This window comes from Streptomyces erythrochromogenes, assembly GCF_040684695.1.
Classification (GTDB): Bacteria; Actinomycetota; Actinomycetes; order Streptomycetales; family Streptomycetaceae; genus Streptomyces; species Streptomyces erythrochromogenes_C.
Window position 1 is genome coordinate 107,105 of record NZ_JBFBGM010000003.1, and the last position, 20,819, is coordinate 127,923.

General features: G+C 72.9%; 23 protein-coding genes. 9 read left to right on the forward strand and 14 right to left on the reverse strand.

The genetic code is table 11. From position 1 onward, the window contains the following. Position 1 precedes the first annotated feature (1 nt). From AB0O53_RS07760 to AB0O53_RS07790, 7 genes are all read right to left on the reverse strand, one after another. A complete protein-coding gene (locus AB0O53_RS07760; protein WP_350991239.1) occupies positions 2-532 on the reverse strand; it encodes a hypothetical protein in 531 nt (176 codons plus the stop codon). A 65-nt stretch (positions 533-597) separates the two neighbouring features. Then, positions 598-1,239 (reverse strand): transglutaminase-like domain-containing protein, encoded by a 642-nt coding sequence (locus tag AB0O53_RS07765; protein ID WP_365194174.1) that lies wholly within the window; start codon positions 1,237-1,239, stop codon positions 598-600. Between the two features lie 89 nt (positions 1,240-1,328). After that, complete coding sequence (locus AB0O53_RS07770; RefSeq protein WP_350991237.1) at positions 1,329-2,390, reverse strand: threonine aldolase family protein; 1,062 nt, start codon at positions 2,388-2,390, stop codon at positions 1,329-1,331. Further along, positions 2,387-3,148: an SDR family NAD(P)-dependent oxidoreductase gene (locus tag AB0O53_RS07775; protein WP_350991235.1), complete on the reverse strand. Its 762-nt coding sequence runs from the start codon at positions 3,146-3,148 to the stop codon at positions 2,387-2,389. The genes AB0O53_RS07770 and AB0O53_RS07775 overlap by 4 nt, the downstream gene beginning before the upstream one ends. A 26-nt stretch (positions 3,149-3,174) precedes the next feature. After that, positions 3,175-4,581, reverse strand: coding sequence for a DUF6421 family protein (locus tag AB0O53_RS07780; protein ID WP_350991233.1), 1,407 nt, complete (start codon positions 4,579-4,581; stop codon positions 3,175-3,177). A gap of 81 nt (positions 4,582-4,662) precedes the next feature. Further along, positions 4,663-5,748 carry an alpha/beta hydrolase gene (locus AB0O53_RS07785; protein ID WP_365193846.1) on the reverse strand — a complete coding sequence of 362 codons (1,086 nt, stop codon included), beginning with the start codon at positions 5,746-5,748 and terminating at the stop codon, positions 4,663-4,665. Continuing rightward, positions 5,748-6,869 carry an LLM class flavin-dependent oxidoreductase gene (locus AB0O53_RS07790; protein WP_365193848.1) on the reverse strand — a complete coding sequence of 374 codons (1,122 nt, stop codon included), beginning with the start codon at positions 6,867-6,869 and terminating at the stop codon, positions 5,748-5,750. The genes AB0O53_RS07785 and AB0O53_RS07790 overlap by 1 nt, the downstream gene beginning before the upstream one ends. Positions 6,870-6,918: 49 nt before the next feature. Here AB0O53_RS07790 and AB0O53_RS07795 point away from each other — a divergent pair, with 49 nt between their 5' ends. Together AB0O53_RS07795 and AB0O53_RS07800 are read left to right on the forward strand one after the other, a co-directional pair. Next, entirely contained in the window at positions 6,919-7,563 is a 645-nt protein-coding gene (locus tag AB0O53_RS07795) for a PadR family transcriptional regulator (RefSeq protein ID WP_350991227.1), read from the forward strand. Positions 7,564-7,754: 191 nt separating this feature from the next. Continuing rightward, complete coding sequence (locus tag AB0O53_RS07800; protein ID WP_365193851.1) at positions 7,755-8,447, forward strand: glycerophosphodiester phosphodiesterase; 693 nt, start codon at positions 7,755-7,757, stop codon at positions 8,445-8,447. Positions 8,448-8,468: 21 nt separating this feature from the next. Here the strand turns inward: AB0O53_RS07800 and AB0O53_RS07805 are convergent, their stop codons facing one another. Continuing rightward, complete coding sequence (locus AB0O53_RS07805) at positions 8,469-9,014, reverse strand: GNAT family N-acetyltransferase (RefSeq protein WP_350991223.1); 546 nt, start codon at positions 9,012-9,014, stop codon at positions 8,469-8,471. 130 nt (positions 9,015-9,144) lie between these two features. Between AB0O53_RS07805 and AB0O53_RS07810 the strand changes: the two genes are divergently transcribed. The 4 genes from AB0O53_RS07810 (at position 9,145) to AB0O53_RS07825 (ending at position 12,193) form a co-directional block, all read left to right on the forward strand. Beyond that, positions 9,145-9,747, forward strand: coding sequence for a DUF5134 domain-containing protein (locus AB0O53_RS07810; RefSeq protein WP_350991221.1), 603 nt, complete (start codon positions 9,145-9,147; stop codon positions 9,745-9,747). Positions 9,748-9,828: 81 nt separating this feature from the next. Further along, entirely contained in the window at positions 9,829-10,767 is a 939-nt protein-coding gene (locus AB0O53_RS07815) for a M56 family metallopeptidase (RefSeq protein WP_350991219.1), read from the forward strand. 46 nt (positions 10,768-10,813) lie between these two features. Beyond that, positions 10,814-11,458, forward strand: a complete 645-nt coding sequence (locus AB0O53_RS07820) for a phosphatase PAP2 family protein (RefSeq protein WP_350991217.1) — start codon at positions 10,814-10,816, stop codon at positions 11,456-11,458. 102 nt (positions 11,459-11,560) lie between these two features. Further along, the gene (locus tag AB0O53_RS07825; RefSeq protein ID WP_350991215.1) at positions 11,561-12,193 is read left to right on the forward strand and encodes a TetR/AcrR family transcriptional regulator; all 633 of its coding nucleotides are present in this window, start codon (positions 11,561-11,563) and stop codon (positions 12,191-12,193) included. An 11-nt stretch (positions 12,194-12,204) separates the two neighbouring features. Here AB0O53_RS07825 and AB0O53_RS07830 read toward each other — a convergent pair whose 3' ends face one another. Further along, positions 12,205-13,692, reverse strand: a complete 1,488-nt coding sequence (locus AB0O53_RS07830; RefSeq protein WP_350991213.1) for an LVIVD repeat-containing protein — start codon at positions 13,690-13,692, stop codon at positions 12,205-12,207. A gap of 75 nt (positions 13,693-13,767) precedes the next feature. On the opposite strand from AB0O53_RS07830, the gene AB0O53_RS07835 reads away from it, so the two are divergent. The 3 genes from AB0O53_RS07835 (at position 13,768) to AB0O53_RS07845 (ending at position 16,734) form a co-directional block, all read left to right on the forward strand. Then, positions 13,768-14,475: a DUF305 domain-containing protein gene (locus AB0O53_RS07835; protein WP_403137382.1), complete on the forward strand. Its 708-nt coding sequence runs from the start codon at positions 13,768-13,770 to the stop codon at positions 14,473-14,475. Between the two features lie 52 nt (positions 14,476-14,527). Further along, positions 14,528-15,892, forward strand: a complete 1,365-nt coding sequence (locus AB0O53_RS07840) for an FAD-dependent oxidoreductase (RefSeq protein WP_350991211.1) — start codon at positions 14,528-14,530, stop codon at positions 15,890-15,892. A 455-nt stretch (positions 15,893-16,347) separates the two neighbouring features. Then, complete coding sequence (locus AB0O53_RS07845) at positions 16,348-16,734, forward strand: prealbumin-like fold domain-containing protein (protein WP_365193856.1); 387 nt, start codon at positions 16,348-16,350, stop codon at positions 16,732-16,734. Positions 16,735-16,759: 25 nt separating this feature from the next. Here AB0O53_RS07845 and AB0O53_RS07850 read toward each other — a convergent pair whose 3' ends face one another. From AB0O53_RS07850 to AB0O53_RS07870, 5 genes are all read right to left on the reverse strand, one after another. Beyond that, positions 16,760-17,101 carry a DUF5713 family protein gene (locus tag AB0O53_RS07850; protein WP_365193859.1) on the reverse strand — a complete coding sequence of 114 codons (342 nt, stop codon included), beginning with the start codon at positions 17,099-17,101 and terminating at the stop codon, positions 16,760-16,762. Between the two features lie 113 nt (positions 17,102-17,214). Continuing rightward, positions 17,215-17,652 carry a DUF6892 domain-containing protein gene (locus AB0O53_RS07855; protein ID WP_365193862.1) on the reverse strand — a complete coding sequence of 146 codons (438 nt, stop codon included), beginning with the start codon at positions 17,650-17,652 and terminating at the stop codon, positions 17,215-17,217. A 56-nt stretch (positions 17,653-17,708) separates the two neighbouring features. After that, the gene (locus AB0O53_RS07860; protein ID WP_365193865.1) at positions 17,709-18,071 is read right to left on the reverse strand and encodes an ArsR/SmtB family transcription factor; all 363 of its coding nucleotides are present in this window, start codon (positions 18,069-18,071) and stop codon (positions 17,709-17,711) included. A gap of 139 nt (positions 18,072-18,210) precedes the next feature. After that, positions 18,211-19,320, reverse strand: a complete 1,110-nt coding sequence (locus AB0O53_RS07865) for an NADH:flavin oxidoreductase/NADH oxidase (RefSeq protein WP_365193867.1) — start codon at positions 19,318-19,320, stop codon at positions 18,211-18,213. 79 nt (positions 19,321-19,399) lie between these two features. Continuing rightward, entirely contained in the window at positions 19,400-20,740 is a 1,341-nt protein-coding gene (locus AB0O53_RS07870; RefSeq protein ID WP_350991199.1) for a wax ester/triacylglycerol synthase family O-acyltransferase, read from the reverse strand. Positions 20,741-20,819 lie beyond the last annotated feature (79 nt).

The window sequence follows — 20,819 nt, forward strand, 5'->3', positions numbered from 1 at the left end:
CTCAGCCGTGATGATGCGTCCGGCCGTCCTCGGCGGGGGTGCGGGGCGGGCCGCAGGGGGCGGCGACGCACTGCCACTGCGGATCCTTCGGGACGTGCGCCCCGCCGTCCGCGTGATCCGTGTGCCCGGAATCCTCCGTGCTCCCCGGCGGGCCGCAGGGGGCGGTGATGCACTGCCACTGCGGGTTCTTCGGGACGTGCGCCCCGCCGTCGGAGCCGCCCTTGCCCGGGCGCTTGTGGCCCCACTCGTCGCCCTTCTTCCACGCGCCGTCGCCCCCCTTGCCCGGCCGGTCCTTGCCGGGCCGGTCCTTGCCGGGGCCGATCTTGATGCGCCCGTCACCGCTGGGTGAGGTCCACAGCAGGGTGGAGTCGCCTCCCCGGTCCCCCTTTCCGTCGTCCGCCGGGGCCGCGTGCGGGGCGGCGGCGGCCGGGGTGGCGGCGAATGCGGCCGTCGGCACCAGCACGGCTCCGGCGGCCAGGGCGCTCGTGGCCGCGAACAGGGCCAGGCGACGCGTGCGTACGGGGTGGGTCATGGCGGTTCTCCTCCGGCGAGGGAGCGGACTGGACCTCTCCAGTACGCCCCGCCCCGCGCCGCCCGTCACGCCCCGGCATCCCGTGGCTTGACAGCCGCCGAGGCCCCCTGAAGCCCGGTCGGCAGCCTGCGCCACAGCTCCTGGCGGTCGGCGGATCCGCGGAGGGCGGCGAGCACCGCCGGGTGCGGGGCCGCGTACAGCCCCGGGTAGTCGGCCTCGCCCAGCTCCGGGCGGACGGGGAAGGCCAGGCGCTCCTCGGCGAGATCGAACCGGGCGTCCACCCCGGGCTTGTTGCCGCGCGGGTCGAGCCGGCTCCAGCGGTCCCCGCCGGGCAGCCGCAGGGCGATCAGCCCGTGGACGAGCGGGTTCGCGCCGTCGTCGTCGGTGAGGCGCTGGTAGCACAGTCCGGCCGGAGTCCCCTGGGCGCGCAGCAGGGCGACGAGGGCGTGGGACTTGGCGTGGCAGATGCCGTTGCGCGTCTCCAGCACGTCGGAGGCGCGCCAGGAGACCCGCGGGTCCCCGGAATCGGCCGAGTGCGGGATGGTGTCGCGAACGTACTCGAAGGCCGCTTCGGCGTATGAGTATGCGTCGCCGGTGGTGACCCAGAGGGAATCCGCGGTGTCCTGCACCAGAGGATGCCAGTGGTCGATGGCCTCATCCGAAGCCAAGTACGCGAAGAAGTCAGGGTTTTGGCGGATCAGCTGCATGGCGCGGAGCATAGGCATGCCACCCACCGTCCATCAATGGATTTACAGTGGGTGGCATAGCTATGCAGATATACGGAGAGGTCGGCCGGCTAGCGGGCGAGCTCCTCCTTGAGGGCCTGGAGGAAGCCGTCCACGTCCTCTTCCTGGGTGTCGAAGCCGCACATCCAGCGGACGTCACCCGCGGCCTCGTCCCAGAAGTAGAAGCGGTAACGCTTCTGCAGGCGCCGCGACACCTCGTGCGGCAGCCGCGCGAACACCGCGTTGGCCTGCACCGGGTAGAGGATCTCCACACCGTCGGTCTCGCGGACCCCGGCGGCCAGCCGCTGCGCCATGTCGTTGGCGTGGCGGGCGTTGCGCAGCCACAGGTCCTTGGCGAGCAGCGCTTCCAGCTGCACCGACACGAAGCGCATCTTCGACGCGAGCTGCATCGACATCTTGCGGATGTGCTTCATCTGGCGGACCGAGTCCGGGTTGAGCACGACGATGGCCTCGCCGAACATCATGCCGTTCTTGGTGCCGCCGTAGGACAGCACGTCGACGCCGACCGTGTTCGTGAAGGTGCGCATCGGCACGTCGAGCGAGGCCGCGGCGTTGGCTATCCGGGCGCCGTCGAGGTGGACCTTCATGCCGAGCCCGTGGGCGTGGTCGCAGATGGCCTTGATCTCGTCCGGCGTGTAGACCGTGCCCAGTTCGGTGTTCTGGGTGATCGAGACGACCTGCGGCATCGCGCGGTGCTCGTCTTCGAAGCCCCAGGCCTCCTGGTCGATCAGCTCGGGCGTGAGCTTGCCGTCCGGGGTGGGTACGGCGAGCAGCTTGAGCCCGGCCATGCGCTCCGGCGCGCCGCCTTCGTCCACGTTGATGTGGGCGCTCTTGGCGCAGATCACGGCGCCCCAGCGGTCGGTCATCGCCTGGAGGGCGGTGACGTTCGCGCCGGTGCCGTTGAAGACCGGGAAGGCCTCCGCGTACGGGCCGAAGTGACTGCGGATGATCTTCTGCAGGTATTCGGTGTACTCGTCCTCGCCGTAGGAGATCTGGTGACCTTCGTTGGCGAGGGCGAGGGCCTCCAGGATCTCCGGATGGACCCCCGCGTAGTTGTCGCTGGCGAAGCCGCGCACTGCCGGATCGTGGTGCCGGCGGGCATCGGTCTTCACGGTTGCGGAGTGAGCCACAGACGCTGTCCGTTCACATCGATGGCGGGCCGCTCCCACACGCCGGCGATGGCCTCGGCCAGCTCCTTCACGTCGGTGAAGCCCGCGAACTTCGCATTGGGACGCTCGGCGCGCATCGCGTCGTGCACCAGTGCCTTGATGACCAGGATCGCAGCTGCCGCGCCGGGGCCCTCGTCACCCCCCGCCTTGCGGAAGGAATCCGCCATGGCGAGGGTCCAGGCCTCGGCGGCCGCCTTGCCCGCGTTGTACGCGGCGTTGTTGGCGACCGGCTTGTGCGCGCCGGACTGGCTCACCAGGACGTACCGGCCGCGGTCGCTGCGCAGCAGTCCGTCGTGGAAGGCGAGCGAGGTGTGCTGGACGGTGCGGATGAGCAGCTTCTCCAGGAAGGCCCAGTCGGTGAGGTCGACGTCGGTGAACGTCTTGCTTCCGCGCCAGCCGCCGACGAGGTGGACGAGCCCGTCGATCCGCCCGAACTCCTTCTCGGTGTGCTCGGCCCAGGCCTTGGTGGCCTCCAGGTCGAGCAGGTCCACGGTGTCACCGGTGATGGTGGCGCCGCCGTGGGCGTAACGTGCCGCGTCCACGGCCTCCGCGAGCCGCGCCGGATCGGCGTCGGAGGCGACGACCACCGCGCCCGCCTCGGCGAGGCGGAGCAGGGCGGCACGGCCGGCGGGCCCGCCGGCCCCGGCCACCGCCACCACCGCTCCGTTCAGCTTTCCGTTGCCGTTCCCGGAGCCGTTCATCTGTGCAGCCTCCTGTGGGCGAGTGCTCACGCGGCGACCCGCTCGGCGTTCTCGGCGTTCAGAGCGGTGATGCCCTTGGTCGAGGCGATCGTGCCCTTGAGCTTCTTGGCGAGCGCCTCAAAGAACATGCTGAGCGGAAACTCGTCCGGAAGCACGTCGTCGACGAGCTTGCGCGGCGGCTGCGTCAGGTCGAGCGCGTCGGCGCCCTTGGCCCACTTGGAACCCGGGTGCGGGGCGAGGTAGGTCGAGACGAGCTCGTAGGCCTTGAACCAGTGGACCAGCTTCGGGCGGTCGATGCCGGCCCGGTAGAGGTCCTCGATCTCGGCGCAGAGCTGGTTGGTGACCTGCGGGGCGCGCATCCAGTCGATCTTCAGCTTGTTGTCCGTCCAGCGCACGACGTCGTGCTTGTGGAGGTAGGCGAAGAGCAGCTGGCCGCCGAGGCCGTCGTAGTTGCGGTTGCGGTCGCCGGAGACCGGGAAGCGGAACATCCGGTCGAAGAGGACGGCGTACTGCACGTCACGGCCGTGCTCGTTGCCCTCGGACTCCAGCTTCACGGCCTCCTTGAAGGCGGTGAGGTCGCAGCGCAGCTCCTCCAGGCCGTACATCCAGAACGGCTGGCGCTGCTTGATCATGAAGGGGTCGAACGGCAGGTCGCCGTGGCTGTGGGTGCGGTCGTGGACCATGTCCCACAGGACGAAGGCCTTCTCGCAGCGCTCCTGGTCGTCGACCATGCGCGCGATGTCCTCGGGCAGGTCGATGCCCAGGATGTCGACCGCGGCCGCGGTCACCTTGCGGTAGCGGGCGGCCTCGCGGTCGCAGAAGATGCCGCCCCAGGTGAAGCGCTCGGGGGCCTCGCGCACGGCGATGGTCTCCGGGAACAGCACGGCGGAGTGCGTGTCGTAGCCGGGCGTGAAGTCCTCGAAGGTGATGCCGAGGAAGAGCGGGTTGTCGTAGCGGGTGCGCTCCAGCTCGGAGAGCCACTCGGGCCACACCATCTTCAGCACGACGGCCTCGAGGTTGCGGTCCGGGTTGCCGTTCTGCGTGTACATCGGGAAGACGACGAGGTGCTGCAGGCCGTCGGCGCGCTCGGCGGCCGGGTGGAAGGCCATCAGCGAGTCGAGGAAGTCCGGCACGCGGAAGTCGTCGGCGGCCCACTTGCGCAGGTCGGCGATGAGCGCCCGGTGGTACGCGGCGGCGTGCGGGAGCAGCGGGGACAGCGTCTCGACGGCGCCGATCACGCGCTCGACCGCGGCGAGGACGGTGGCGCGGGCGTGCGCGCCCTCCGCCTCGAAGTCGATGGAACCGTCGGCGGCCTGCCAGGGGCGGATCTCCTCCACGGCGGCCTTGAGCTCGGGCCACGCAGGGTGGTCTACCACCCGCGCCCCAGCGGATATCACGGCACCGCCGACGCCCGGCACAAGAGTTTCCGTCATGTCACTTCCTCCACAGGAGAACCTCACGTCCGCACAGCGTATGCGTGCGAGGCTCTCCCGCTCAAGAGGCAATTCGGGAAATTATCCTGCGTCACCCCCTGCTTCACCGAAAGTCTTCCCGTTCGTCAGGGTGGAACTGATAGCTCCGCCCAGTCGCGCCAAGGCTTCACATGCCTGTGGCAGTACCCCGGCCATCCCCAGGAAGCCGTGGAACATGCCGGGGTGGCTGTCCAGAACCGAGCGGATCCCGGCCCTGAGCAGCCGGTGGTGGTACGCGAGACCCTCGTCCCGCAGCGGGTCGCACCCGGCGACCACCAGGTGGGCGGGCGGCATACCGGTGAGGTCCGCGCGCAGCGGGGAGGCCAGCGGGTGCCGGCCGTCGCCGCCGGGGCCGAGGTACTGCTCCCAGAACCAGCGCATGTGGGCGGCGGTCAGGAAGCAGCCTTCGGCGGCGGTCCGGTACGAGGCCCGGTCCTGGGCGGCGTCCAGGGCGGGATGGACCAGTGCCTGGAGTGCGACGGCCGGACCGCCGCGCTCGCGGGCGAGCAGCAGCGAGGCGGCCGCCAGGTTGCCGCCCGAGCTGTCCCCGGCCACCACCAGGGCGTCCGGATCGCCGCCCAGCTCGTCCAGATGGCTGCCGGCCCAGCAGAGCACGGCGTGGGCGTCCTCCGCGGCCGCCGGGAAGCGGTGCTCGGGGGCCCGCCGGTAGTCCACGGAGACCACGGCGGCGCCGGAGGCGCGCACCAGGTGGCGCACGGTGGTGTCGTAGGTGTCCAGGTCGCACAGGACCCACCCGCCGCCGTGGCAGAAGACGACGGTCGGACGGGGCCCGGGCCGGCGCCCGGGGTCCGGCAGGTAGATGCGTACGGGTACGGGCGGGGCCCCGGGCGGACCGGGGACGGTCCGGTCCCGGGTGGCCCCGACGCGCGGCGCGACGGTGGCCGGGCGGGGCGCCGCCGCCAGGATCCGCCGGGCCTCGTCGGCGTCGGTGACGCCGCGGCCGAGGTCAGGGAAGGCGGCGGCGAGGGCGTCCACGCAGGGCAGCGCGGCCGGGTCGAGCCGGTCCCTGGCGGTGCGGGTGCCGGGCTCGGCGGGCTCGGCGGGCGCGGGCTCGGCGGGCGCGGGCGGGGCCGGCGCGGGCGGGGCCGGCTCCGGAAACTCGGCCATCACCGGCTCCTGAAGTGCGGGATGACCTTCTCGCCCCACTGGCGCAGGGTCTCCATGCAGGCGTCCTGCTCCACCGTGCCCATCTGGATCAGGCACATGATCTCGTCGGCCCCCGCGTCCCGGAGCCGCTCCACGTAGGCGATGGCGTCGTCGGCGGTCCCGTAGGCGTGGTCGGCGTTGAAGGTGGCCGTGGAGGTCGGCCGGACCGGGATGTCCAGCTCGTGCAGCCGGGCCACCACCTGCTCGGCGGCCCTGCGCATCTCCCCCGCCTCGTCGGCGCCCGCGACCACGGCCTCGTCCGGGACGCCCGCGCCGCCGTACCAGTGGCCGATGGACTGGGCGAAGAAGCGCTGGCCGCGGATGCCGATCCGACGCGCCTCCTCGCCGTCGTCGAGCACGATGGTCGGGCAGAGCACGGAGAAGTGGTCGTTCACCTCGGTGGACACGAACCGGCTCCCGTCCCGCCCCGCGATCGCGGCGTCGTAGACGGACCTCATCCGCGCGATCGAATCCGGCCCGGCGAAGCCCATCACCAGCGCCCCGATGCCCAGCTCGGCCGCCTGCACCAGGGTCTCGTTCCGGCTGCACGCCAGGAACAGCGGCGGGTGCGGGGTCTGCCGCGGTCGCGGCAGGATGGGGTGCGGATCGATGTCGATCAGTGCGCCGTGGTACTCCAGCTCCTCCTCCTGCCAGGCCCTGCCGATGATCCGCAGGGCCTCCTCGACCTCCGCCGCGGTCCGCTCCTTGTCCACCCCGCACAGCGAGGTCTCCTGTTCGGTGCCGCCGCGCCCGGCGCCGAGGTCGAGGCGTCCGCCGGAGAGCAGGTCGAGCATCGCGGCCCGCTCGGCGACCCGTACCGGGTGGTTGAAGTTGAAGGGCATGCACACCACGCCGTGCCCGATGCGTATGGTGTCCGTCCTGGCCGCGACCCAGGTCAGGAAGATCTCGGGTGCCGACATGTGGGCGTACCACTTCAGCGAGTGGTGCTCGACCGCCCAGATCCGGTCGAATCCCATGCGCTCGGCGAAGACGGCCTGCTCGACGCAGTCGCGGATGAGGCGGTGCTCGCGCTCCACCGTCGGGTCGGCGAGCTGCGCTTCGAAGATGACGGAGAATTTCACGGTGCCTCCAAGGTTGCGTCCCGTGCCCGGTCTTACTTCAATTCGGAATATGACTAGTAGTCACACCTCGAAGAAGCAAGAGCAGAAGCAGGACCCGGACCTTCCGCCGACCGCGTGGGCCGTTCTCGGCCTGCTGTCCTTCCCCGGCGAGCGGACCGGCTACGAGCTGAAGAAGTGGGCGGACTCCTCGCTCCGCTTCTTCTACTGGTCGCCGGCCATCAGCCAGATCTACGCGGAGCTGCGCCGTCTGGAGGAACTCGGGTACGCGTCCTCCGCGCGCTCGGGGCCGGAGGAGCCGCGGGCCAAGCGCCGGTACGCCATCACCGCGGCCGGGCGCGGGGCCCTGTCCGGCTGGGCCGCCGACACCGCCGAGGCCGGCCCCCCGGTGCTCAAGCACGGCCTGCTGCTGCGGATCTGGCTCGGCCACCTGGCCGAACCGGCGCGCCTGCGCACGATGGTCGGCGAGCACCTGGAGCGCACCCGGGGCGAACTGGCCGCCGTACGGGAGGCCATGGAGCAGGCGGCCGACGTACCGGAATGGGCCTTCCCGGGTCTCGCCCTGCGCTGGAGCGAACGGCAGCACCTGGCCGAACTGGAGCTGGGCGAGGCCCTGTTGGCCGATCTGGTGGAACTCTCGCGGCAGAACGGGGCGGACGGGCGTCAAGCCGGCGGGGACGCGCCCACGCCCGGGTGACGCGACACGGCCGCGGAAGGCCTCCCGGGGGCGCACGACCCTGGCGGGAAGCGGTCGGTGGCGCTTCCGCGGGGCCGTGCACGGGCGGTCCCTATCCGCGGGCGGCGCACTAGCATGCGACCTCATCGCGCGCGGCCGGTCGGGACACCGCGACCGCGCGGGGAGCCGCCGTCGACGGAAGCGAGAGAACCTTGACTTTCCTCACCATCGGTCACCGCGGGGTCATGGGCGTCGAGCCGGAGAACACCCTGCGGTCGTACCTCCGAGCGGAACGTTCCGGCATGGACGCCATCGCCCTGGACCTCCGGCTGAGCAAGGACGGCGTCCTCGTCGCCGTGCACGACCCCGAGGTGGACCGGACCACCGACGGCTCGGGGGCCGTCGCCGATCTGACCCTGGCCGAGCTGCGCGGGCTGGACGCCGGTCAGGGCGAGCGCGTCCCGGTGTTCGAGGAGGTGCTGGACGCGGTCCGGTCACCGCTCCACGCGTTCGTCGCGGACCGGACGGTGGCCGGCGTGCTCGCGGAGCTGATCCTGCGGCGCGACCTGGTCGCCCGCGTGGAGATCGCCTCGGCGCAGGAGGAGGTGCTCGCCGAGGCGGCCCGCCGGGTACCGGGCGTACGGACCACCCTGTTCGCGCACTCCCCCGACGACGGCACCGGAACGGTCGTGGACCGGGCGGTGGCCGCGGGCGCGGCCACCATCGCCCTGGACATCCACCGGATCTCCCTGGAGACGGTGGAGGCGGCCCACACGGCGGGCCTGCGGGTGACCGGCCTCGCGGTCAACACCCTCGACCGGCTGCGGCTGGCGCGGGCGCTCGGACTGGACGGCGTGGCCACGGACTTCCCGGAGATCCGCAGCACGGGCCGCTTCACCGCCTGAGCGCGGCCGCGGGCGGGCGGCTCACGGCTGGAGCGGCTTGACCAGCAGTTCGAAGGCGAGGTCGTCGCGGAGCGGGATGCCGAAGCGCTCGTCGCCGTACGGGAAGGGGCTCAGCTCGCCGGTGCGCCGGTAGCCGCGGCGCACGTAGTAGGCGATGAGCTCCTCCCGCACGTTCACCACCGTCATCCGCATCTCCCGGGCGCCCCACGTCTCGGCGGCGCGGCGCTCCGCCTCGGCGAGGATCTCCTTGCCGAGGCCGCCGCCCTGCAGACCCGGGCGGACGGCGAACATGCCGAAGTAGGCGTGGTCGCCGCGGTGTTCGATGTGGCAGCAGGCGACGAGTTCGCCCGAGCGCTCGACGACGAGCAGGACGCCGTCCTCGCTGTCGATGACGGCGCGGACCCCGTCCGGGTCGGTGCGCTGTCCGTCCAGGTAGTCCGCCTCGGTGGTCCAGCCGGCCCTGCTGGCGTCCCCGCGGTACGCGGACTCCACGAGCGCCACCAGTTCCGGTACGTCCGCCTCGACGGCGCTGCGGAAGCTGAGGGCTGCGGGCTGGGCGGTCGACATGGGCGCTCCGTTCGGTGCGGTGGCATATGACATGCCTGGGACGGCAGGGAGAGCCTATCCCGGCGCCGCGTGAGGGCCGTGTGAGAGGGGCATCTCTCCCCGTGACGCCGACGAACCGGGAGGTTCCGCCGTGCACGGATCCGCCTCGTCCCTCTCCGCCTCCGTCTCCTCCTGGCTGCTGGTGCTCTTGTGCGCGGTGAGCGGCGCGTACTGCCTGCGGCAGGTCCGCGGAGCGGGCGGGGCCGCCGCCGGGGAGGCGGTGATGGGGTTCGGCATGGCGCTGATGGCGGTGCCCCTCGGGGACGGCGACGGGTGGCGGCCGCCCCTGCTGGGCGCGGTCTTCTGCGCGGCGGCCGGGCACGCCCTGTGGCTGCTGCGGGGCGGGGCGCACCACGCGCACCACCTGGTGGGGTCGCTGACGATGGTCTACATGGCCGCCGCAGCGGGGGCCGGCGGCGGGCACGGACACGGCGAGGGCGCCGGGCCGCCGCTGCTGACGGGGGCGCTCCTGCTCTACTACGCCGGCTACGTGGTGCTCGGCGGCGCGCGGCTGATCACCGCGGGCGGTCCGCTCCCCGCGCCCGCATCCCCCTCCTCGCCCGCACCCGAGCCGCCGTCCGCATCGCCTCCGTCCGCATCGCCGTCGCCGCTGCACGTCACGTCCACGGAGCTCGTCAGGGCCTGCCGACTCGCCATGGGAATGGGGATGTTGGCGATGCTGCTGTCGATGTGACGGCGCCGGGAAACGTGTCCTGCGTCACCAATGCCCCCGTCTCATACCCGCAGGTAGTCCCTCGCTCATAGGCTGGTGGCCATGATGGTCCCCGCCGCCCTCCTCGTGCTCGGCGCTCTGACCGCGGTGCTCGCACCCCGCCTGCTGGCCCGGGCCCAGTGGCCCGAACGAGAACCGGTCGTGGCCCTGTGGGCGTGGCAGTGCGTCGTCGGCGCGGTGCTGCTGTGCTTCGGGCTGTCCATGCTGCTGAGCGCCGCGGCGGCCTGGCAGGCGGTGCGGGGCCGGCTCTTCGCCGTGGCCCCGCACGGGGTGGCCGATGCGTACGCGCTGGGCGCGTCCGGCGGTCCGTGGGCCGCCGCCACCGCCCTCGCCCTCGCGGGCGGCGGCCTGTGGACCGGGGCGATGCTGACCGGGGAGGTGCTGCGGGCCCGGGCCCGGCGGCGCGCGCAGGGCAGCGAACTGCTGGAGCGGGCTCCACTGCTGCCCGGGGAGGACCCGGCGGGCGCGCGGCTCGTCGTGCTGGAGGGCTCCCGGCCGGATGCCTGGTGGCTGCCGGGAGCGGCCCCGCAGCTGGTGGTCACGACGGCGGCGCTGGGCCGGCTCAAGGGCAGCCAGCTGGACGCGGTGATGGCGCACGAGCAGGGGCACGCGACGGCCCGGCACGACTGGCTGCTGCACTGTTCGCGGGCGCTGGCCCGGGGCTTCCCGCAGGTGCCGGTCTTCGCCGCCTTCGAGGCGGAGATGCACCGGCTGGTGGAGCTGGCCGCCGACGACATGGCCTCGCGGCGGTTCGGTCGGCTGACGGTCGCGCTGGCGCTCGTCGGACTCAACGAGGACCGCGGGGTGTTCGCGGCCTCCTCGGCGCCGGAGGCGCACGTCCCGCAGCGGGTGCGCAGGCTGCTGTCGGCCGCGCCCCGGCTCTCGCCGGGCCGGCGGCTGCGGTTGACCGTGCTGGCCACGCTGGTGCCGGCGATCCCCCTGCTGGTGGCCTTCGTACCGGGGCTGAGCGCGCTGACGTAGCGCGAGCCCGGCGCCGGCAGGGCGCCGCTTTTGCAAGGATCTCCTCATGCGGAACGATCTATTTCGGTGGATGGGGATCGGCTGCCTGCTGCTCGGGGCGGTGCTGACCGCACTGGTGGTGGCGGGCTGGCAGCCACTGCTGGCATGGGACGAACGGGTCGCCCTGGACCTGCACGCCCATGCCGTCGCCCACTCCGGGGTGACGCGGTCCATGCAGGTGCTGTCCGACTGGGTCTGGGACCCGTGGACGATGCGGGCACTGGCCGCCGCGGCCTGCCTCGTGCTGTGGTGGCGCGGTGACCGGGAGCGGGCCCTGCGGGTGGCGCTGGCGGCGGTGGTGGCCTCGCTGGTGCAGCAGGGGTTGAAGGCGGCGGTGGGGCGGGAGCGCCCCGTGTGGTCCGACCCGGTGGACTCCGCGCACTACGCGGCCTACCCGTCCGGCCACGCCATGACGGCGACGGTGGTGTGCGGGATGCTGCTGTGGCTGATGCCCCGCCCGGCCCCGAAGTGGGCCCCGGCCGCCTGGGCGGCGGCCGCGGTGTCGGTCCTCGGCGTCGGCTTCACCCGGCTCTACCTCGGCGTGCACTGGTTCTCGGACGTCGTGGCGGGCTGGCTCCTGGGCGTGGCCCTGGTGGTCCTGGTGGTGTCGGTCCCCGTCGGCGGCCGTGGGCGCGAGCGGGCGGAGCGCTGAGGATGCGGCGCGCCTGCCCTGGATGATCCCCCGTGTCACCCAGAGCAGGCGACCCCGTGCGCTGAGTATATTGGCTGTGAGCCAGTCAACGCAGGAGTAAGCATGTCCCCGCGCAGCGCATCGGTCAATGAAGAATTGCGCAGACGTTCCCGGGAGCGGCTGCTGCAGTCCACAGTGGAACTCGTCGCCGAGCGCGGCTACGAGGCCACGACCCTCGGCGACATCGCCGACCGGGCGGGCGCCGCGCGCGGCCTGGTCTCGTACTACTTCCCGGGCAAACGTCAGTTGCTGCAGTCGGCCGTGCACCGGCTGATGCACCTCACCCTGCGCGCCGCGCTGGAGCGGGAGCCGCGCACGGAGGACGGGCGGGAGCGGCTGGCACGGGCCATCGACGCGATCCTGGGGCTCGCCCGGGACGAGCCGCTGCTGATGCGCACGCACATGGCGGGCATCCTCACGGCGGACGGCTTCGTGCAGTGCCCGGAGCAGCGGCGGCTGGCCGAGCTGCTCCGGGACACCGTCGCCCGGTACGGCTCGGCGGACGTGGACGCGGACTACCCGCTGCTGCGCGCCCTGCTGATGGGCGCGGTGGTGGCGGTGCTGCTGCCCGGGGCCCCGATGCCGGCCGTCCGGCTGCGGGCGGAGCTGTTCCAGCGCTACGGGCTGGACTGGGAACTCGGTGTACCGCCGGACGGCGGGCTGCCGCCCGGCGGAACGTTTCCCTCAGACCTCTGACCTCACGCGGTTCAGTGGTATTCGGGCTGGGTCTGCACGTTGAGCCGGTCCATGCGGACCCGCTTGGCGCTGTCCGTCCGCCGGTCGTCGAGCCTCAGCACGTCGAGGCCCTTGGCGATGTCGTTCGAGTAGATGTGGCCGTTGTAGTAGTACGCCGACCAGGAACCGCCGAGGCCCAGCTTGTCGGTGGTCAGCGGTCCGCGCTCGAAGTAGGCGATCTCCCTGGGCCGGTCGGAGTCGGTGAACTCCCACACCGAGACGCCGCCCTGGTACCAGGCCTGCACCATGATGTCCCGGCCGCCGCCGACCGGGACCAGCGAGCCGTTGTGGGCCACGCAGTTCTCGGTGTCGGCCTGGTGGCGCGGGATCTTGAAGTAGCTGCGGAAGACGAGTTTGCGCTGGTCCCCGCGACCGGTGATGTCGTAGATCCCGTCGGCGCCCCGGTTGGGGCCGGTGGCCTCGTTGCAGGTGGCACCGCCACCGCCGCCGAGCTCGTCGGTGAACACCACCTTGTTCGCGCGCTCGTTGAAGGTGGCCGAGTGCCAGAACGCGAAGTTCACGTTGTCCTGGACCCGGTCGATGACGCGCGGCTGCTCGGGCCTGCTGATGTCGAAGAGGATGCCGTCGCCCATGCAGGCGCCGGCCGCCAGGTCCTTCGACGGCAGCACGGTGATGTCGTGGCAGCCCGTCGTCTTGGAGACGCCCGGGTTGGTGGGCGCGCCCGGGTTGCCGCCGTCGGGGAAGAGCACCGGGAAGGCGACGACCGCGGCCTTCGTCGGGCTCTTCTTCGGGACCTTCACCACCGAAATGCCGTCGTGCGGCGGCTTGCAGTCGGGGAAGGCCTCGTTCGGGGAGTAGGAGGCGACGTAGAGGTAGATGTCCTTGCGGCCCGGGACCAGGGTGTGGGTGTGGGAGCCGCAGGCCGTCTCGACGGACTTGATGTACCGGGGGTTCTTCTTGTCCTTGATGTCGAAGATCTTGATGCCCTCCCACGAGGACTTCTCCGTCGCGGGCTGCGAGACGCTGTTGCAGGAGTCGTCGCTGCGGGAGGAGTCGGTGGAGAGGAAGAGCAGGTCGCCGTCGACGGAGATGTCGTTCTGCCCGCCGGGGCAGAGCACCTCGGTGACCTTCTTCGGAGCCTTGGGATTGGCGATGTCGTAGATCGTGAAGCCGTTGTAGTTGCCCGCGTAGGCGTACCTGCCCTGGAACGCGAGGTCCGAGTTGATCACTGTGGGGTCGGTGGAGGGGATGTTGGCCAGGGGTTTGATGTTGGCGCTGTGCACGATCTCGTCCTGGCCGGGGATGGTCCCCGGGGCGAGTTCGGCGCCCTCTGCGGCGCCCGCGCCCTGATGGTTGCCGTGGCCGGGCGTTAAGTCGCCCGGGTCGGGTGTGGCGGCGGCCGGTCCGGCCGCGAGGAGGGTCGCGAGGAGTCCGGCCGCCGCGACGGCCGCGCCCACCACCCTCCGGCTGCCCGCTCTCCTGGTGTGTAGCGAGGTCACTGTGCCTCCCGTGGGAGCCCGATCGGTTCCGTCCGCAGGGGAACGGAACCAGGACCCCGGCAGTATCTTCCCTTCATGGACATGGCAAAAGACCTCCGGGGCCGCAAGGCCTTACCCGCGCGGCCCCTCCGGCTCGCCGCGGCGATGGCGACCGCCGGCCTCCTCCTGACGCTCACCGCCTGCCAGGACGACGGTGCGGACCGGGCCGACGACGGGCGGGCATCGATCGTCGCGCCGGGCCGGCCGGGCGAGAAGTCGCGCACGCTCACCCCCGAACAGGCCGCCGAGGCGAAACCCGACGACAGCCCCAACGCCGCCGACCACTCCTACGTACAGCGGATGATCGAGCACCACCGGCAGGCGCTGACGATGAGCGCGCTGGCTCCCGAGCGGGCGGCGACCGACCCGGTCAAACGGCTCGCGGAGCGGATCACGGCCGCCCAGAAACCCGAAATCGGCGCGATGCAGAAGTGGTTGGCCCTCCACCCGGCGCCGGCGGCGGGCACCGGCACGGCCGCCCCCGGGCACGGGGACGGGCACGCCCACGACCACGGAGCGATGCCGGGCATGGCCACCGAACAGCAGCTCAAGGAGCTGTCCGACGCCAGGGGCGCCGACTTCGACCGGCTCTTCCTGAAGCTGATGACCGCCCACCACGAGGGGGCCCTGACGATGGCGGGCGAGGCGCTGGCCGGCGGGAACAATCCGGCCGTCGAGGAGATGGCCAACGAGGTCGTGGCCACCCAGAGCGCCGAGATCCACCGGATGCGCGGGATGGGCTGACCGGCGCGGGAGCCGGTGTCATGCTGGGACCACCTGCGGGAGGAGCTCCGCCGTGCTTCGTGTCGCCGTCGTCGGATCGGGTCCCAGCGGGGTCTACGCGGCCCAGACGCTGGTCCAGCAGCGCGAGGTGCCGGGGGTGCGGGTCGACGTACTGGACCGGCTGCCCGCCCCCTACGGGCTCGTGCGCTACGGGGTCGCACCGGACCACGAGAAGATCAAGTCGCTGCAGGGGAACCTGCGCACCGTGCTGGAGGACGAGCGGATCCGCTTCCTCGGGAACGTCGAGGTCGGCGGGGCGGCCCTGCCGACGCACCGGCTGCTGGAGCTGTACCACGCGGTCGTGTACTGCGTGGGCGCCGCGCGGGACCGGCTGCTGGGGATCCCCGGCGAGGACCTGTCCGGGGTGCACTCCGCGACGGCGTTCGTGTCCTGGTACAGCGGGCACCCCGATGCCGCCGCCGAGGCCTTCGACCTGCCCGGGGTCGAGTCGGCGGTGGTGGTCGGGGCGGGCAACGTCGCGGTGGACGTGACCCGGATCCTGGCCCGCGGCACGGCGGAGCTGGCTCCGACGGACATGCCGCAGCCCGCGCTCGGCGCGCTCGCGGACAGCGGGGTGCGCAGGGTGTCGATGGTGGCCCGGCGCGGCCCCTCCCAGGGCAAGTTCACCACCAAGGAGCTGCGGGAACTGGGCACGCTGCCGGGTGTGGACGCCCGGGCGGACCCGGCGGAGCTGGCGCTGGACCCGCTGTACGCCGATCCGGCCGCGGCCGCCGCCCTGCCGGCGGTGGCCCGGCGCAACCTGGAGGTCCTGCGCGGCTGGGCCGATGCGTCCCCGGGCGCGGGGCCGCGCCGGATCACCCTGCGGTTCTACCTGCGCCCGGTGGAGGTCCTGGGTGGGCCCGGCGGGCGCGTCGCCGGGGTGCGCTTCGAGCGGACCGCTCCGGACGGCCGCGGCGGGGTGACCGGGACGGGCGTCCACGAGGACGTCGAGGCGCAGCTGGTGCTGCGCTCGGTCGGGTACATGGGCGTGCCCCTGGCGGGGCTGCCCTTCGACCCGGTGAAGGGCACGGTCCCGCACGCCGCCGGACGGGTGCTGCGCGCGGGCCGGGCCTCGGTCGGCGAGTACGTGGCGGGCTGGATCAAGAGGGGCCCGACCGGGGTGATCGGGACGAACCGGCCGTGCGCGAAGGAGACCGCGTCCTCGCTGCTCCAGGACGCGGGGACGCTGGCCCGGCGCGAAGTGCCCGGCGACCCGCTGGACGCCCTGCGGGCGGCGGGCCTGCACCCGGTGCGGTGGCCGGGCTGGCTGGCCATCGAATCGGCCGAGTCGGCCCTGGGACGCTCCCTGGGCCGGCGCTCCGTCAAGATCCCGGACTGGGCGGGCCTCCTGTCCGCGGCGGACGCGGCGCAGCCGTAGCCGCCGCTGCGCGGCAGGGGACGGATCCGGGCCCGAGCCCGGGCCCGGGCCCGGATCGCCGTCGGCGGTGGCGCTTCCGGGTGGTGGTCGCGCCGGACCACCGCCGTGCGGGAGTGTCGCCGCCGTGGGCTCCGTACGCGGCCCGATCATGTGGCGGGAGCGGAACCCGGAGCAGCAGCGGATGGAGCGTCATGGCACCGTACGGATCGCGCGGGTCAGGGGCCGGGTGGAGGCCCTGGGTCCTGGGGATGGCGGCCACAGCTCTGGTGCTCTCGGCGCCCGCGGTCGCTGCGGGGGCCGGGGCGGGCACCGTCGTCCGCGATCGCCCGGCCGTCGCGGACCGGGCCGCCGGGATTGCCGCCCCTTGCCCTGAGCGCGCCGCCCTGGCCGTCGGGTGGGCATGGTGCCCGCCGCCCGGCTGCGACACGGGACGTCCTGGGTGCGAGGGACCCGGTGTGCCCCTCGGCGACGCCCGGGTGGTCAAGGAGGACGCGGCGACGGGCAACCCCCTCGGCGGCGCCGTCTTCCAGCTCTGGGAGGAGACCAACGGCATCCCGGGACTCCAGTCCACCGGCAGCGACCCCGACACCCAGATCGGCGACACCTGCACCACCGCGGCCGACGGCACCTGCACCCGCACCCTGCCGACCGGCGTCTACTACTGGCAGGAGACCCAGGCCCCGCCCGGCTACGACCTGCCCGCGAACCCCGTGTTCGGCCCCCTGGTCCTCACTCCGGAGAACATCACCGAGGGCGTGACGGTGACCGCCGAGAACACCCCCGCGCCGGTCCTCCCCGGCCAGGGCCGACCGGGCGCGCAACCGCCACAGGCGCGTGGTTGAACGGAGACAGCCGTCCCCTCCCGGTTCACCAGTCCCGGCCGGATGTCAGCTGCTCTGGCTCCGCTTCCGTGAACCCGTACGCGGACGCGACGAAGCAGAACTCGTCACAGATCCACTCCCGCGCCACGGTCTCGATCTCACTCCCGGCCGCCTCGAACTCCCTCTCCAGCAGGTTGAACTCCTCCGTCGCAGCCTGGGTGAGTGCGTACAGGCTCTCCAGGTCCGACGGCCGCTCGGCCTCGATGCGCTCGCACAGTCGCAGCAGGATCGTCCTTCCCCGGTCGACCACGTGATCAGGGAAGTACGAGTCGTCGTACATCTGCCGCAGGAACTCGTATCCCGCCACCTGCTGGTGTGTGATCGGCATGGCACTTCCCCCCACCTCCGCGAAAACTGACGCCCCGATCCTGCACGGCACCACTGACAACGACGCGCCCCCATGGCCGCCACACCTCACGCGACCAGGACTTTCCACACAGGCTAGTGGCGGGCCTCGATGCCCCTGGCGGACAGGGTTTCCAGGGCGCCGGGGATCATGTGCTCCAGGGCGCTGCCGCCGGTGAACAGCTTCAGGTTCGGGAGCAGGGCCAGGTCGTCGAGGCGGCGGACGTCGAAGAGGTCGTCCTCGCCGTCCCACACCGGGGCGCACTCCATGAAGACCTGGTGGCCGCCGTCGAAGGTCAGCTCCTCGACGGTCGCGAGGAGGTCCGCCGGGATCTCCAGCTCCGCGAAGTGGGCGCGGGCCTCGTCCAGGACGGTGTACTCCAGGCCGTTCTCCGCGACGTAGGCGTCCAGGTCCTCGATCCCGCGCTCCCTCATGTGCGCGCGCAGGCTGAACGGCGGCGTCAGGGGCTCGTCCCCGTACATGAGCTTCTCTACGACGAGGAGCTTGAAGTTGAAGTCGTGGAATGCGGCCATGGCAGGTGTATATCAACCGGCGCCGACAGCGGGCCGCCCTGGCGGCCCGGAGCGGCTCAGGCGGTGAGGCGGGCGGCCTCGGCCTCGGCCGCCGTCAGGACGCTGTCGAGCAGGCCCGGGAAGAGCGCCTCCAGGTCGTCCCGGCGCAGGGCGTTGAGCTTGGTGGTGCCGCGGTAGGCCTGGCGTACGACGCCGCTCTCGCGCAGGACGCGGAAGTGGTGCGTGCTCGTCGACTTGGTGACCGGCAGGTCGAAGTGCGAGCAGGCCAGGTCGTCCGCCGAGCCGGCCAGGTCCAGGACGATGGAGAGCCGTACCGGGTCGGAGAGGGCGTGCAGCACGCCCTCCAGGCGGATCTCGGCCGCCTCCGGGTGGGCCGGGGTGCGGGAGGTGTCCCGGTGGGAGGTGTCCCGATCCGTCATGTCCCTGCTCCGCTCACTCGGCTGACTCGGCTTGGTCCGGGCCCCATGGTACGAGAGCCGTCGAAGCAGACGCGGGGGTCGCCGGCGTCGGCGGGAACGGGGGTGCGGCCGCGGCCCGGTCGCCGCGGCCGCACCGCCGTCACCAGGACCGGTGGTACTGCTCGGGCGTACGGATCTCCGCGCCCAGTTCGGCGGCCGCGCGGCGGGCCCAGAACGGGTCGCGCAGCAGCTCACGGCCCAGCAGGACCGCGTCGGCCTCGCCGTTGGCCAGGATCTTCTCGGCCTGCTCCGGCTCGGTGATCAGGCCGACCGCGGCCACGGGGAGGGTCGTCTCGGCCTTCACCCGGGCGGCGAACGGCACCTGGTAGCCGGGGCCGACCGGGATCGTCACGCCGGGAGCGAGGCCTCCGGTGGAGACGTCGAGGAGGTCCACGCCGTGCTCCTGCAGGAGCCGGGCCAGGCGCACGGTCTCGCCGGCGGTCCAGCCCTCCTCCTCCAGCCAGTCGGTGGCGGAGATCCGGAAGAGGACCGGGAGCTCCTCGGGCCACACCGCCCGTACGGCGTCGACGACTTCGAGGGCGAAGCGGGTCCGGTTCTCGAAGGATCCGCCGTAGGCGTCGGTGCGCCTGTTGCTGTGCGGGGAGAGGAACTCCCCGATGAGGTAGCCGTGGGCGCCGTGGATCTCCACGACCTCGTAGCCCGCGGCGAGCGCCCGGCCGGCGGCAGCCGCGAACTGGCCGGTGATCCCGGCGATCTCATCGGCCGTCAGCTCGTGCGGTACCGGGTGGCTCTCGGCGAACGGCACGGCGCTGGGGGCGACCGGCTGCCAGCCGTGCGCGTCGGCGCCGACCGGTGCGCCGCCCTTCCAGGTGCGGTCGGTGGACGCCTTGCGGCCGGCGTGGGCGATCTGGATCCCGGGGACGCTCCCCTGCGCCTTGAGGAAGCCGGTGATCCGGCGCAGGGCCTCGACCTGGGTGTCGTTCCAGATGCCGAGGTCGTACGGGGAGATCCGGCCCTCCGGGGAGACCGCGGTGGCCTCCTGGATGATCAGGCCGGTGCCGCCGGTCGCGCGGGCGGCGTAGTGGGCGAAGTGCCAGTCGGTGGCCACGCCCGCGTTCGGGCCGAAGGCCTCGGCGCTGTACTGGCACATCGCGGCCATCCAGACGCGGTTCGGGACGGTGACCGATCGCAGGGTGTACGGCTCGAACAGGGCGGCGAAGGCGGCGGGTACGGCGGGGGCAGCACTCATCGGGGCTCTCCAGAGGTCACCGGGCGCGCCGGGATCGGCGGCTAAGTACGAGGATCACCATACTACGAATTTCCTCGTACTACGAGACCTCTCGTACAAGCGCGTCCAGCTCCGCGCGCAGCGCCCCGGCCAGCGCCGCCAGATCCGGGACGGCGGCCCCGTCGGCGACGAGGCCGTAGTGGACCGTCCCCTTGTAGGTGGACACCGCGACGGCCAGCGACTGGCCGCGCGCCAGCGGGGCGAGCGGGTAGACCTCGTGGACCCGGCTGCCGCCGAGGCAGAAGGTGAGGCCGGGCAGCGGGACGCTGGTGACGAGGATGTCGTAGAGCAGCCGGGCCGCCTGGGCCACCAGGGGCCCGCCGAGCCGGTGGCCGAGCGGGTGGACGTGGTCCGCGAGCAGGGCCACGGCCCCCGCGCCGCGGGCGGGGCCGGCGTCCTTGTTGCGGTCCATGCCGACGCGTACGCGGTCCAGCCGGCGCAGCGGATCGGGTTCGGCGAGCGGGAGCCGGAGCAGGTAGCCGGAGAGCCGGTTCCCGGCGCCTTCGCCGCCCCGGAGCCCGCGGCGGCGGGACACGGGGATCAGGGCCCGCGGACCGGCGCCCAGGGGTTCGGGGTCGCCGCGCTCGGCCAGCCAGCGCCGCAGCGCGCCCGCGACCAGGGTGATCAGCACGTCGTTGACGGTGCCGCCGGCCCCCTTGCGGATCAGGTTGACCTCGTCCAGGTCGAGCGCGAGACCGGCCACGGTGCGCCCGCCCGCGCCGGTGGGACCGGCCGTGAGGGCGGCCGGAACCCCCAGCGGCAGCCCGCCGCGGGCCACGGCGGCGCCGATCTCCAGGGCCTGGCCGACACCCTGGACGCGGGCGGCCAGGGCCCCCGGCAGCCGGCTCAGGACGGTGCCGGCCCGCTGCCCCGGGACCGGGCGCACGGGGGCCCGCGGACCCGGGACCTCGTCGAAGAGCGCGGCCGCGAGGGCGAGGGCGCCCAGGCCGTCGGCGAGGGCGTGGTGGAACTTGAAGAGCACGGCGAAGGACTCCGGGTCCGGCCCGGCCAGGACGTGCGCCTCCCAGGGGGGCAGCTCCCGGTCCAGCGGGCGGGCCATCAGCGGCCCGGCGGCCTCGTGCACGCAGGTGAGGTCGGTGCGGACGAGGAAGACGTGCCGCGCCGGGTCGAAGCCGGGGTCCGGCGACCAGGCGGCGGCGCCGAGCGGCAGCAGCACGTCCCGGATCCGGCGGCGCAGGCCGGGCACGGCCGCACAGCGCGCGGTGAGGAGGGCGGCGGCGCGCTCGGCCGCGTGCCCGTCGCCGGAACCCGGGGGTGCGGCGGCGCGGAAGACGGCGAGGGCGCCGAGGTGCATGGGGTGGTCGGCGGTTTCCATCCGCCAGAAGGCGAGGTCGAGCGGAGACAGGTGCTCGGTGGCCACATACGTCCTCTCACGTGCGGCAAGCAGTGGCTTGAAGTCAACCCACTGCGAACACCCCCATGCAAGGCGCAATCATTTC